The following is a 14,805-nucleotide window of genomic DNA, read 5'->3' as shown; positions in this document are numbered from 1 at the left end:
AGGGCATGTTGAACATGCCCTTTTTTATTCGCTTGAATTAATCAAACAAACGATCGAAGAATGATTTTTTCTTCGGAGAAGAATGGCTGTCTTCACCATCCATTGTCACTTGTAGCTCTTTCAACAATTCACGTTGACGTGCAGTCAAGTTGACCGGTGTTTCCACCACAATACGGCACAGCAAATCACCCTGCATGCTGGTACGTACAGGTTTTACCCCTTTACCACGTAAACGGAACATCTTGCCAGTTTGTGTGCCTTCAGGAATTTTCAAGCTGACACGACCTTCAAGCGTCGGAATTTCAATCTCTTTACCCAGTGCAGCATCAGCAATGCTCACAGGCACATCCATATACAGGTCTGCACCATCACGCTGGAAGATTTCGTGTTCACGTACCACGACTTCGACGTATAAGTCGCCAGATTGACCATCACGGATGGCTTCACCCTTACCACTTAAACGCACGCGATCGCCATTGTCCACGCCCGCAGGAATGGTCACTTCTAAAGTCTGTTGACGGTCGGAAACACCTGAACCATGACATTTCTGACATGGATTCTTAATGATCTTACCTTGACCACGACAAGTGCCACAGGTTTGCTGTACCGAGAAGAAACCTTGCTGCATGCGGACTTGACCCGCTCCATGACAGGTTTTACAGGTTTCTACATCGTTTGGATTTTTTGAACCTTTACCGTCGCAGCTGTCACATGGCGCAGGTGCGGTAAAAGTAATGGTTTTTTTCACACCTTTTACGGCTTCTTCAAGGGTCAGTTCCATCACATAACGTAAGTCGGAACCACGGCGCTGACGTTGCTGGCCACGGCCACCACCACCAAATGCACCCCCGAAGATGTCACCGAACTGGCTGAAAATATCTTCTGCACTGAAACCGCCGAAGCCACCTCCACCGCCACCGAAGCCACCTTCAAATGCACCATGACCCATGCGGTCATACATGCTGCGCTTTTCGCTGTCGGAAAGAATTTCATAAGCTTCAGAAGCTTCTTTAAATTTTTCTTCTGCTTCAGGATTGTCGGGGTTGCGGTCCGGATGATATTTCATCGCCAACTTACGGTAGGCTTTTTTAATTTCATCATCACTAGCGGTTTTAGCAACACCCAAAACCTCATAATAATCACGTTTAGCCATGTCTGGCGATGCTCCTCACGGAATTTCATTTCATACTGAACAATGCTCTGAAATTGGGGGTGAATCGTGATTTTACAAGGGCAAAAAATGAAAAAAATGAGAAACTTTAGAAAACTGCTTTATTTTTTATAAACTTAGAAAGGCCTTTAATCCAAGCATTGAGTAAATATAAAAAGGCAATCAAGGCAAATACCACACCCGCCACGGTAAATCCTGTGACCCACAATGCACTATTCCAGGTAAAGAAAAATAGGGGAATAAACCAAAGTGCGGCAAACAGACTCAGCACCATATAAATAATAATATTGCGCATCACCCAAAGTGCCTGAGCTTGCAACCAGACTTCTGTATTATCGACTTGGGTAATTTTACGCGCGAACCAATAGGCGAAAATACCGCTAATGACAGTAAACAGTGCCAAAAACATGAAGACATAAGAAATCGCAATAGAACGGCGATACTTGGTTAAACTGTCTTGCTTCATGTGCGATTAAACCTCATTACTACATCTGTGATTTTTTTAATATGTAGCAAAATTCCTAAACTGAAATTTAATAAAAATATAAGGTGCTACTATATTGAAATTTTCCAACTTTCGCACCTGATATTAAAAAAATATTTTGTACTAAGCGGTCTTTTTCACCTTAAACCACTGTGCATATAAAGCAGGTAAAAAGAATAATGTGAGCAAAGTCGCAACTATCAGTCCGCCCATAATCGCCACCGCCATCGGACCAAAGAAAATACTGCGCGATAATGGAATCATGGCCAACACGGCGGCCAGCGCGGTTAATAAAATTGGACGGAACCGGCGGACTGTCGCTTCAATAATCGCCTCCCATGTGGCTTGCCCTGCCGCGCGGTCTTGCTCAATCTGATCAATCAAAATCAGCGAGTTGCGCATAATCATGCCCGAAAGTGCAATGGTGCCCAACATCGCAACAAAGCCAAAGGGTTTATTAAACAGCAGTAAGAACAGCACCACGCCAATTAGACCCAGAGGTGCCGTCAGCAACACCATGGTGGCACGGGAGATACTTTTGAGCTGCAACATTAATAACGTCATGACCACGGCCAAGAAAAAGGGCATGCCTGCATTCACGGATTTTTGCCCTCGTGCAGATTCTTCTACGGTGCCACCCGCATCAAGTAGATAGCCTGCTGGCAATTGTGCGCGCAGCTGCTGCATTTGCTCAGACAATTCTGCAACTACAGTGGCAGGTTGCAAATCCGTTCGAATATCCGCACGTACGGTAATAGTTGGCAGACGATTACGATGCCAAATCAAGCCTTCTTCAAAGCGATATTCTATGTTGGCAATCTGTGCCAAAGGCACAAAGCCGCCCTGTGTAGTAGGCACAGCCAAACTGGCCAAGGACTCGACACTGAGGCGTTCCGCTTCTTCGCCACGCAATCGAATGTCAATCAATTCCCGCTTTTCACGATAAGGATGTAGAACAGCCCCTTGAATAGAGCTGTTCAGGAAGTTGGCTAAATCTTGACTGGACACCCCGAGCTGACGTGCGCGATCTTGATCAATCTGTAATTGAATCACTTTGCTGGGTTCACCCCAATCCAGATGCTCATTGCTGGTATTCGGATTATTCCCAATCACCTCGGCTACCTTATGTGCCCATTGACGCACGGCATTAAGGTCTTCACCAGATATACGGTATTGAATCGGATAACCGACGGGAGGGCCATTTTCCAATAACGACACGCGTGTCCGTACCGCAGGCAACAGCTGACGAATTTGTTGCTGTAAAGCTTGACGAATTTCATCACGCTCCTCCAAAGAGGAAGCTAATACCACAAACTGGGCAAAACTGGCTTGTGGCAACTGCTGGTCTAAAGGTAAATAAAAACGTGGTGAGCCTGTGCCCACATAGGCAACATAATTATCAATGCCCGGCTGCTGTGAGAGAAAATGCTCCACTTTTTTCACCGCAGCTTCGGTGGCCTTTAACGATGCACCTTCTTCCAGCTTTAAATCTACCAAAATTTCAGCACGATTAGATGGTGGGAAAAACTGCTGCGGTACCCATTTAAACATCAGCACCGACAGTACAAACAGGCCCAGCGTTGCGGCAATTACCGTTTTACGATAAGTCACACACCAATTAACCCACAACCGAAAGCGCTGATAGAAAGCGGTTTGATAAGGGTCATGCGCTGTGCCATGCAACAGCGTGACTTGAGGCGCAGGCTGTTTTCGTAGACGAGCCCAAAGACGTTGATACCATGGGGCTTGAGAGGGGTGCTGCTGCATATCGGGCAGCAATTTATCGCCTAAATAGGGCACAAACAGCACCGCAGCAAACCAAGACACAATTAAAGCAATGGTCACCACCTGAAAAATCGAGCGGGTATATTCCCCTGTACTGGAGGCTGCTGTGGCAATCGGCAGAAAACCTGCTGCGGTAATCAAGGTTCCGGTCAACATTGGAAATGCAGTGGTTTTCCATGCAAAGCCGGCCGCTTCTAATCGGCTATAGCCCTGCTCCATGCGAATCGCCATCATTTCGATGGCAATAATCGCATCATCGACCAGTAATCCCAGTGCCAGAATTAGTGCACCTAAGGAGATTTTATGCAGCCCAACATCAAATAAATGCATGCCGGCAAAGGTCATGGCCAACACCAACGGAATCGAAAAGGCCACCACCAGCCCAGTGCGAAAACCTAAAGAAAAAAAGCTCACCAGCAAGACAATAATCACCGCCTCTGCCAAGACTTTCATAAACTCATGCACACTGTGCTCAACCGCGACAGGTTGATCGGACACTTTCTGCAACTGCATGCCTAAAGGCAGCGTGTGTTGTAACTGGGCAAACTCGCTTTGCAAGTTTTTCCCGAGTGCCAGAATATCACCGCCCTTACGCATGGAAACCGCAATGCCAATGCCATTTTCCCCCATAAAACGCATTCGCGGCTGGGCAGGTTCACTAAAGCCACGGTACACTTCGGCCACATCACCCAACTGAATGGTTTGACCATTCACCAGTAACGGCATTTTTTTCAGCTCTTCGACACTGTGTAATTGTCCACTGACCCGAATTTGGATGCGATCCGTTGGGGTCTCAAAATAGCCCGCACTAGCCATGGCATTTTGTTGCTGTAAAGCCTGCTGAATGGCAGTCAGCGGAATTCCGAGTTGTGTCGCTTTGGTATTGGACAAGTCAATCCAAATCTTCTGATCTTGCAGACCGATCAGTTCGACCTTGCCGACATCTTTGACCCGTTGCAATTGCAGTTGTAAGCGGTCGGCATATTCTTTCAGTACGGCATAATCGAAGTCCTTGCCTGTCAGGACATAAATATTGCCAAAGGTATCGCCAAATTCGTCATTAAAGAAGGGACCTTGCACATCGCTCGGCAGTTCATGCCGAATATCATTGACCTTCTTGCGTACGTCATACCAGACATCAGGAATCTGTGCCGAACGCAGCGAGTCTTTGGCCACAAAGGTCACCAGCGATTCCCCTGGGCGGGAATACGCCATGATGCGCTCATAATTGCCGGTACTCATCAGCTCCTTTTCAATCCGATCGGTCACCTGTAAGGACACTTGCTCAGCAGTAGCCCCCGGCCAGTAGGTTTGTACCACCATGACTTTGAAGGTAAACGGTGGATCTTCACTTTGGGACAGTTTGGAATATGACACCATCCCCACAATCCCGAGCAGAATCATGAAATACAGGATCAAGCCTTTATTTTTTAAAGCCCATTCTGACAGATTAAAATTCATTATTTTGCCCCTGTCGTGGCCGCATTGGTTGCGAGCTGGACGGCACGATTGTTGCGATCAATCGGACGGATTTTTTGGTTCTCACGCAATAAATGCACGCCCCCAACCACCACATAATCATCGGCGTTTAGACCTGAAAGCACTGGCACAGTGTCACGCCCATAAGCCCCCAAAGTCACGGGCACTTTATGAATATGGGCATCTGGTCCCACCACCCAGACAAAAGCCTGCTGTTCGGTGGCCGACACACTCGATAAGGGCACGCTGATGACATTGCTTTGTAGCATGGTGAAAAAGACACGGGCGCTTTGCCCCAATTGAATGTCTTGGCTGGCGGCCTTGAGTGCCACTTTGACGCTAAAGGTTCGGGATGAGTCCGCGGCTGGGGAAATTTCACGGACCGTGGCAGCAAAGCGTTCTTCCGGCTTGGACCATAAAGTGACCCAAGCCGCTTGCCCTAAGCGAATTGTGTCAATCGCCTGTTCAGGTATGCCGATGACCACCTCGCGCTCACCCGCAATCGCCAATTGATAGGCCGCCTGCCCTGCGCTAACCACCTGACCAACTTCGATATGCCGTGCAGTAATGACCCCACTTTTATCCGCGATCAACTGGTTATAGCGGGTCTGGTTCTGACTGACCTGATAATTGGACTGTGCCTGTTTTAAGCTGGCCAATGCCGCCTGATACTGATTCTGCATGGCATCATATTGGGAGCGGCTCACCGCATTCATCGGCAATAATTGTTGGAAGCGCCTAAGTTCTTGTTCTGCGACCTTGGCAGTAGATTGCGCACTTTCCAGTTGTGCCCGTGCCGCATTTAATTGTAACTGTGCATCCTTGACGTCTAGAGTTGCCAACACCTGCCCCACACGTACGCGATCCCCGACATCGACATAGCGCTGCAACACCTGTCCAGAGACACGGAAAGCCAAATCGGTTTGTTGACGGGCTTGTACCTCACCGGCATAGCTTTTTTGCTCACTCAATGACGATGTGGGTTGGGTAACCATCACCAGGGGGACATGTTCAGCGACAGCTGGTTCTCGGCTACAGCCCCACAAGGTCAGACTGGATAAAATCAAGAGGCTGGCAATCAGGGTCTTAGCAGGGTTCATGCGGTTGTGCTCTTATCTAAATGTCATTTTTAGGGCAAAATACAAAGCTGTGCTTTGAACAATTTTTAATTAATATACCATGCGGTACACTAATTAAAAGTACTGTTGAAAGTAAATGACTTAAATCACTTGAAGTGGAAGATTTTGTGCAAACGAATGTCGGTCGGCCCAAAGATTTAGAAAAGCACAAGCAGATTCTGCTTGCGGCAAAAAATATGTTCCTCAAATATGGCTATCATGGTTCCAGCATGAACCAAATTGCCCAAGAAGCGGGGGTCACCAAGCTTACGATTTATAATCATTTTCAGGACAAAGCCAGTTTATTTACCTGCGCCATTGAACAGACCTGTGAACATTTAATGGCAACACGTCCCTTTGAATTAAATGTCGACAGCGATTTTTTAACAACCTTTGCCCAAGCCTGCCAAATTGCACTGAATATTATTTATCTGCCAGAAGCCATCAAACTGGAACATTTACTGATTGAACTGGCGGCAGAACAAAACCCTTTGGCATTACAGTTTTATAATGCCTCGCATCAAAAAATGTGTGATGGCTGGGAAGACTTTTTCCAGCAAGCCGCGGCACTGGGTTTTATCCAAGCTGCGGATGTAGAACAGCAACGCCTGTTGCTGCTCTCCCTTTTATTGGGACTCAGACATTTGGAAGTACTGCTTGGCGTGCGCCCAATTCCCAACGCAACACAGCAAAGTGAGATTATTCAACAGAGTATTGAACTGTTTATGCTGAAATATACCGCTTAAGCCAGCCGTAGCGACAGGCTGAATTGATCCCCAAGCGCGGCATTCAACTGCTAGTTTTATCGCCAAAAGCGTGCGACTTTTGTCTTTCTGCTACTTGGCATTATGGCAAATCGGGGTATAGTCAAAAGAATAAGAACTGGAGAATGGAAAATGATTCAACAAATTGATGCTCCACTACGCGAAGACGTACGGTTACTGGGAAATCTCTTGGGTGAAACCCTAAAAGAACACGCCGGGCAAGATTTGTTTAATCAGATAGAACAGATACGCGCACTCGCCAAAGGCGCGCGTGACGGACAAGTCGAAGCTGAAAAACAACTGGAACAACTTTTTCTGAGCCTCGAAGATGAGGAAATTCTGCCATTAACACGTGCTTTTACCCATTTTCTTAATTTTGCCAATATTGCTGAGCAATATCATGTGGTTCGTAGTCGCCGCCAAAGCGAATTCGATCCTGAAGCGCCATCACCCAATCCGCTCGATCATCTGTTTCAAAAATTCAAAGCCCATGAGGTTTCTGCGGAACAGCTCTATCAACAATTATGCGAACTGAAAATTGAGCTGGTGCTCACCGCACATCCAACCGAAGTCAGCCGTCGTACCCTGATTCAGAAATATGATGGGATCAACAACTGTTTATTTAAGTTTGATCAGCAAAAACTGACCCCACGGGAACGCCAAACGGTATTAGAAGATTTAAAACAGCTGATCTGCTCTGCATGGCAGACCGATGAAATTCGTCAACATCGCCCTACCCCTATCGATGAAGCCAAGTGGGGCTTCACCACCATTGAACAGACCTTGTGGAATGCGGTGCCAAAGTTCATACGTGAACTGGATGGCATGGTGGAAGAACATTGTGGTCAACGTCTGCCGCTGCATGTCGCGCCAGTGCGTTTTGCCTCATGGATGGGTGGCGACCGAGATGGTAATCCGAATGTCACGCATAATGTCACCCAAGAAGTGCTGTGGTTATCGCGCTGGAAAGCGGCTGATTTATATCTTCGGGATATTGAGGATTTACGTTGGGAGCTATCGATTCAAAGCTGTAGCAATGAATTAATGCAAGCGCTAGGCACCCCCCATCCAGAACCTTATCGTGAATATTTACGCGACACGCGTGAGCGCTTAAAAATCACGCGCCAGTGGTTGGCGCAGAAATTACAAGGGCAAGACAGTATTTTAGAGGATAGCCGGGTCATCAAAAGCAAAAATGAACTGCTAGAACCGCTGTTGCTGTGCTATCGCTCCTTGATGTCCTGCAATCTGACCGAAATTGCCAATGGCAAACTGCTGGACTTCATTCATCGCGTCAACTGCTTTGGTATTGAATTATTAAAACTGGATATCCGTCAGGAATCGGGTCGACATCGCCAAGCGATTTCTGCGATTACCGAATATTTGGGACTGGGTAATTTTGAAACGTGGACTGAACAGGCGCGTCAGAACTTCTTATTGCAGGAATTGCAAAGCAAACGTCCATTGTTGCCGAAACACTTGCATGAACCTGAGCAAAGTCTGATTCTGCATCCCGATGTACAAGAAGTCTTTGCCACCATGCGTACACTGGCTGAACAACCTGCCGAAAGCTTGGGGGCCTATATCATCTCCATGGCGGAATATCCGAGTGATGTGTTGGCGGTGTTGCTGTTACAAAAAGAAGCTGGCATTCAGCAACCATTACGCGTTGTCCCGCTGTTTGAAACCCTGAAAGACTTGGATGGCGCAGCACAGACCATGCAGACGCTATTCAATATGCACTGGTACAAGCAGCACATTCAGGGCAAACATGAAGTCATGATTGGCTATTCCGACTCGGCTAAAGATGCGGGCTTCATGTCTGCCAACTGGGCCCAGTACCGTGCCCAAGAAGAACTGACTGCGATTGCCAAACAGCATGGTATTCAACTCACCCTGTTCCATGGTCGTGGTGGTTCTATCAGCCGTGGCGGTGCACCTACCCAACAGGCTTTGTTCTCACAACCACCGGGTTCCATTTCCGGTGCCATTCGTGTGACTGAACAAGGTGAAATGATCCGCTTTAAGTTTGGTCTGGAAGGTATTGCCCTACAAAATTTAGAAATTTATACCGCAGCAACACTCGAAGCGACCTTACTGCCGCCACCCGTCCCCAAAGCGGAATGGCGTGACCTGATGCATCGCATGACCGATTTATCGGTACAGGTCTATCGTCAGACTGTGCGGGAAAATCCACACTTTGTGAAGTATTTAAGAACCGTCACGCCTGAACTGGAACTGCAAATGCTACCTTTAGGTTCGCGCCCTGCAAAACGTAAAGTGAGTGGCGGCATTGAATCTTTACGGGCTATTCCATGGGTCTTTGCATGGACACAAATCCGCTTAATGCTACCGGCATGGTTAGGGACTGGGGCAGCCATTAATCAAGTCGTGCAACAAGGTCATAAAGCCACCTTGGAAGAAATGTTGCAACAATGGCCGTATTTCCAGACCCTAATTGATATGTTGGAAATGGTTTTGTCTAAGTCAGATAGCCATGTGGCACTGTACTATGAAGCACATTTAACTCAGGACGAAGATTTAAAAGCCTTAGGGGCAGAATTGCGTCAACGCCTGCAAGAAGCGGTCATGACGCTACTCACCCTCAAAGATGAATCTAAATTGCTGAGTAGTAATGAAGTGTTGGATCAGTCCATGCGTGTACGTAAACCGTATTTGTTGCCGCTGCATTTACTCCAAGCCGAATTAATGAAACGTCGCCGCCTGTATCTGGCAGAACGTCAGGCAGAACATACGCCGGTCGATCATGCGCTGATGGTCAGTATCGCGGGTATTGCTGCGGGCTTACGTAATACTGGGTGATCTGACAGAATGATGTTGCTGGCTCAGCATAAGGCTGAGCCAGCAATACCGAGTCTGCTGGTATCGCGATTGGCAAAATCTTTCGCTACCGCCGCAATTTTGCAGTGGCTCAAGCCATTGCAAAATTTTTTTTGAAAGATTGATAAAAAAAAATTATCGCTCCACAAACTGAATAAATCTCTGCTGTGCACGCGAACATCTTGAATAATCTCTTGATTTCTTTTTAGTTTAATTTACGCATTATTTTACCACTTGGTATAAAAACATTATAAATCATACCTCTACTTCATCAAAATCTAAAAATCAATGATTAAATCACTCGAAAAGAAAGAGTATGATGTGCACAATTTGTTTTTAAAGCGGTCAATTTATGTCCAATTGGTTTCCCCAATGGCGTCCTTATACAGGCAATGTCGAAACGCGTCCTGTCGGCACCAGTGAATATCTTCCCCCTACTCAAAGTGTTGTGCTCGGTATTCAACATGCATTTGCCATGTTTGGTGCAACGGTACTGGCACCGTTTTTAATGGGATTTGACCCCAACCTTGCCATCTTAATGTCCGGGATTTGTACCATTCTGTTCTTTTTCATGACGGGTGGTCGAGTACCGAGTTACCTCGGTTCAAGTTTTGCCTTTATTGGGGTGGTGATTGCCGCGACAGGCTATGCGGCTTCAGGAACAGGCGCACCGAATGCCAATTTAGCCTTAGCCGCTGGCGGGATCATGGCATGTGGTGTGTTATACGCCCTGTTTGGTCTCATGGTCATGGCCACTGGAACCAAATGGATTGAAAAGCTGATGCCACCAGTCGTTACAGGCGCTGTGGTGATGATCATTGGTCTGAACTTAGCACCTGTCACGGTGAAAGGCGTTGCTGGCAATACCTTTAACATGTGGATGGCCTTGGTGACTGTGCTGTGTATGGGTACGATTGCGGTATTTACCAAAGGCTTATTACAGCGTTTACTGCTATTAATCGGCTTATTACTGGCGTATTTGATTTACTTTATTGTGTCAAACGTCATGGGTTATGGCACACCAATTAATTTTAACCCCATTCAGCAAGCGGCATGGTTTGGTCTCCCAACCTTCCATTCACCCCAGTTTGATATCAATGCGATGCTGATTATTGCTCCAGTCGCGTTAATTTTAGTGGCGGAAAATTTGGGCCATATTAAAGCTGTCAGTGCCATGACAGGTGAAAACCTAGATCCGCAAATTGGTAAAGCCTTTTTGGCAGATGGTGTTGCCACCACGCTTTCTGGTGGTGTGGGTGCACCAGGCATGACCACGTATGGTGAAAACATTGGTGTCATGGCTGTCACTCGCGTCTACTCAACCATTGTGTTTGTAATTGCAGGTATCTTCGCGATTTTCTTGGGCTTATCACCGAAGTTTGGCGCCATCATTCACACGATCCCAAGTGCAATTTTAACAGGCGCATCAATTGTGGTCTTTGGTTTAATTACCATTGCCGGTGCGAAGATCTGGATTGAAAACAAGGTCGATTTTTCTAAAAATAAAAACCTGATGGTTGCTGCCGTTACCATTATTTTAGGTACAGGGGACTTTGCCCTCCAATTCGGAAATTTCAATCTGGGCGGTATTGGTACTGCAACGTTTGCAGCCTTAATTTTGAACTGGTTCTTTAGCCTTAATGATAAAAACGAATAACGACTGATATCTTGAATAGCAGCCTTCGGGCTGCTTTTTTTTATTTCGTTGTTGAAAGTACTCCCTATTAATAGAGGGTGTCCTCAAGATCAGGAAGAGCTCTGAAACATGAACTTGCAGTGATGTGCCGCACTTTTGCGGGACGCTGTATTGCACAATTTCTGGCAATCGGCATCTTCATCATAAGCACCCTCATAACTGATGTGCCTATGGTGTGATTTCTCTGCACACAAGGTTCTGCCTCCTTATATGGAGATTAAGTCAGAACAGGTCAGCAACTGCATATTCAACTTAGTGGACTGCGGTCAGTTGAAAAAGTTGGGCATCCTTACCATCTTCAATGCCCCAGATCGTTCCATCTTGAGCTTCAACTAGACCACGAATACGCTGTTTCATGTTTAAGCGCTGTATTTCCTGTACAGGACGTGTTTCTGTATCTACCACAATAATAGCCTGGGAAGACAAGCCACCAATGAGGGCTTTATGACTCCATTTCGGAAACAGCGTCCCGCGATAAAACATCAAGCTGGATGGCGAAATGACGGGTGTCCAACTCAGTTCAGGAGCTTGAAATTCGGGGCGTGTGGCATGATCTGGAATATCACGTCCACTATAATGATCGCCATTGGATACTATCGGATAACCATAATTTGCAGCCTTACGAATCAGATTCAGCTCATCCCCGCCTTTGGGGCCCATTTCGGCCACCCACAGCTGCCCATGACGATCAAAAGCCATGCCTAAAGGGTTACGATGCCCCAAACTCCAAACTTGTGCGGCAATCGAACCCTGTGTCCTAAATGGATTGTCTTGTACTGCTGAGCCATCCTCATTCAGTCGAATAATTTTGCCTAAATTACTTTGTAGATCTTGCGCTGGTTGAAACTTCTGACGCTCTCCCGAACTGATCCACAATTTTCCGGCAGCATCAAATAACAGCCGATGTGCATAATGTCCCTGTCCAGATACTTTGGGTATTTGCTGCCAAATCGGCTTGAACTGGCTCAGTCGGGGCGAAGCTAAAGCAAGATCAGCCAGTTTCGCCTGAATCACCACTGCCCCATATCCCCCTTGACCCGCTTCGGCATAACTCAAATAAAGTAGATGATTGTTCTGAAAATCAGGATGCAACACCACATCGCCCAAACCACCTTGACCGCCATAAGCCACTTTGGGCACCCCGGCTACCGCGATTTTTTGTTGCGTTTGCGGATTAAAAATGAGCAGTGCGCCAGCCTTTTCACTAATCAATAAGCGTTGATCGGGTAACAAGATGATTGACCAAGGCTCATCCAATTCACTCATCTTGTTGACTTTATAAGGTTGTAAAACAGCCACCGATGTTTTTTCAGCTTTTAGGCTTTGTTCACCTGTGCTGCTATTTTCTGCATGACATGCTGCCATCAAAACAGAACTCAATACCCCCAACCAGAATCCAAAACGATTTTTAACATTATTCATGGCACCCTCAATGAAGGTCGGATTTGCTTATAATCTAACCAAAATCAATAGTGAGCAAAAGATAGAATATGTAGCCCAGATGCATGCCCCTTCACTGAATTGATGTCAGCCAAAACGTACAAGGAATGCAGCAAACACGCCTAGACCTTAGTCGTATTTCGGATTAAATTGAACTCATACAGAAACAGGATGTTTCTTAGAATAACAATAAAGAGTAACAACAGGACGTTGAGGTATTACAGGAGTTTTACCTTTCATGAAATACCAAAAAGCCCCGATAGGATGTCGGGGCTTTTTCTATGCCATCTTTAAATTGGCAATAAAAAAAGAGCCTCTAAATGAGGCTCTGATCTTGAATCGGTTTAAGTATAAGAACGCTGTTTACTGCTTTGCACAGCAGCAGGCGCTTCAGCCACTTCTTCCGCTTTATTCACTTTAATCAAAGAGACTGCAAACGCGGCAATAATCGCTGGAATAGCAACCGCAATGAAATTCATTTTGTGCGGTAACTCCATCCCCAATAACATTCCAATCACGATTGGACCAACAATGGCACCTACACGTCCAATGCCTGATGCCCAACCTAAACCGGTCGAACGTACCGCCAATGGATAATATTGTGCCACATAGCTATAGAGCAGAATACTACAACCAATGGATGCCGCACCTGCCAATGCAACCAATAAATAGATAACCGGTTGTGGAGAATTAAAGCCTAATCCTACCAATGCACATGCCCCTACAATCAACATACTGATAATCACGGGTTTTAAATGGAAGCGGTCTGCAAGAATACCACCGCCAGCTGTACCAATCACGGCACCAATATTTAAGGACAATAAGAACATCAAGCTGCTGCCCAATGAATAGCCTGCAGCCATCATCAGTTTTGGTAACCAGCTGCCTAAGGCATAAACCATCAATAAACACATGAAAAAGCATGCCCAGAATAAAACGGTTCCCATACCACGACCGTTCTTGAACAATGCTGCTACAGAAGCATCTGGCACTTTCGCTTCATTTAATACTAAAACAGTATTTTCAGTAATTTTTTCATCTGGAACAAGTCGTTGAATAATATTACGCGCTTTTTCAGTTTGTTGGTCTTTCACCAAGAAAGTCACGGATTCAGGCAGAAACTTCCATAGAATCGGAATAAATAACAGTGGAATGCCTGCAATAAAGAACATGATTTTCCAACCGAACGTTGGGGTAAAAGCAGCCCCTAATAATGCCGCCATAATCCCACCCATGGCATAACCACTAAACATTGCCGTGACTAAGGTACTCCGCACTTTCTGAGGTGCATATTCCGAGGTCAACGCTACCAAGTTAGGTAATACGCCACCGATCCCTAAACCTGCGATAAAGCGCAAAATACCAAATTCAGTCGGGTTTGAAGCAAAACCACCTAAAAATGTGAAGCCACTAAATAGCGTCACACAAATAATAATCACTTTTTTACGCCCAATTTTATCGGCCAGCATACCAAATAGCATGGCACCGAACATCATGCCTGCCAATGCGGTACTGGCGAGCATACCCGCTTGTACTGCTGTCATTCCCCACTCTTTCATCAACAGGGGAAGTGCTACACCATTGATGGCTAAATCATAGCCATCAAACAGAACGACGAATAAACACCACAAAACTACCGTTAAATGAAAGGGTCTAAATTTAGCCTGATCGATTACAGCATTTACATTCATTGTTGTCGCTGTCATTTTTACTCACCTCCAATTGTGAGACTTTATTTTCAACATACAATGAATAGCCATTCATTTTTTGTCTAAAACCTCAAGGGTATAAAGATATACCTAAAAGGTATTCGACCCATCAAATGGTAGAATTTGTCAGCGATTTAAGTCGAAAAAAGATCAGGAAATGTAGGAAAAACGTTACTTATATCGTAACTTAAAAAAATTAAATATTAAAAATCAATGTACTAAATTTAAAACCTCATACAATCAGACCAAAGTTAACTTGCTTTAGAGATTGTTAATTATTATCTGGATAAAATATTACTATTTTCCTTATTTCCCGCA

General features: G+C 45.8%; 9 protein-coding genes. 3 read left to right on the top strand and 6 right to left on the bottom strand.

Annotated elements, in window-relative coordinates; translation table 11 throughout:
- Positions 1–37: 37 nt before the first annotated feature.
- The 4 genes from dnaJ to AC6CHI_RS06095 form a co-directional block, all read right to left on the bottom strand.
- Positions 38–1,153 carry a molecular chaperone DnaJ gene (gene dnaJ / locus AC6CHI_RS06110; RefSeq protein ID WP_161932817.1) on the bottom strand — a complete coding sequence of 372 codons (1,116 nt, stop codon included), beginning with the start codon at positions 1,151–1,153 and terminating at the stop codon, positions 38–40.
- Between the two features lie 106 nt (positions 1,154–1,259).
- Entirely contained in the window at positions 1,260–1,637 is a 378-nt protein-coding gene (locus AC6CHI_RS06105) for a hypothetical protein (protein ID WP_498120089.1), read from the bottom strand.
- 141 nt (positions 1,638–1,778) lie between these two features.
- Positions 1,779–4,901 carry an efflux RND transporter permease subunit gene (locus tag AC6CHI_RS06100; protein WP_498120088.1) on the bottom strand — a complete coding sequence of 1,041 codons (3,123 nt, stop codon included), beginning with the start codon at positions 4,899–4,901 and terminating at the stop codon, positions 1,779–1,781.
- On the bottom strand, positions 4,901–6,019 hold the full coding sequence (locus AC6CHI_RS06095) for an efflux RND transporter periplasmic adaptor subunit (RefSeq protein ID WP_498120086.1): 1,119 nt from the start codon (positions 6,017–6,019) through the stop codon (positions 4,901–4,903). Before AC6CHI_RS06095 ends, AC6CHI_RS06100 begins: the two co-directional genes overlap by 1 nt.
- A 146-nt stretch (positions 6,020–6,165) precedes the next feature.
- Between AC6CHI_RS06095 and AC6CHI_RS06090 the strand changes: the two genes are divergently transcribed.
- From AC6CHI_RS06090 to AC6CHI_RS06080, 3 genes are all read left to right on the top strand, one after another.
- Complete coding sequence (locus AC6CHI_RS06090) at positions 6,166–6,783, top strand: TetR/AcrR family transcriptional regulator (protein ID WP_498120085.1); 618 nt, start codon at positions 6,166–6,168, stop codon at positions 6,781–6,783.
- Between the two features lie 150 nt (positions 6,784–6,933).
- The gene (ppc, locus tag AC6CHI_RS06085; protein WP_498120083.1) at positions 6,934–9,624 is read left to right on the top strand and encodes a phosphoenolpyruvate carboxylase; all 2,691 of its coding nucleotides are present in this window, start codon (positions 6,934–6,936) and stop codon (positions 9,622–9,624) included.
- Positions 9,625–9,994: 370 nt separating this feature from the next.
- Complete coding sequence (locus AC6CHI_RS06080) at positions 9,995–11,299, top strand: solute carrier family 23 protein (RefSeq protein ID WP_498120081.1); 1,305 nt, start codon at positions 9,995–9,997, stop codon at positions 11,297–11,299.
- Positions 11,300–11,590: 291 nt separating this feature from the next.
- Here AC6CHI_RS06080 and AC6CHI_RS06075 read toward each other — a convergent pair whose 3' ends face one another.
- Both AC6CHI_RS06075 and AC6CHI_RS06070 read right to left on the bottom strand, forming a co-directional pair.
- Positions 11,591–12,760 (bottom strand): PQQ-dependent sugar dehydrogenase, encoded by a 1,170-nt coding sequence (locus AC6CHI_RS06075; protein WP_498120079.1) that lies wholly within the window; start codon positions 12,758–12,760, stop codon positions 11,591–11,593.
- A gap of 362 nt (positions 12,761–13,122) precedes the next feature.
- Positions 13,123–14,484: an MFS transporter gene (locus tag AC6CHI_RS06070; protein ID WP_458891956.1), complete on the bottom strand. Its 1,362-nt coding sequence runs from the start codon at positions 14,482–14,484 to the stop codon at positions 13,123–13,125.
- Positions 14,485–14,805: the final 321 nt, after the last annotated feature.

It is taken from the genome of Acinetobacter sp. GQ146, from assembly GCF_059758585.1.
The sequence above is the reverse complement of the archived record's forward strand: the minus strand, read 5'-3'. Positions and strand labels throughout refer to the sequence as shown.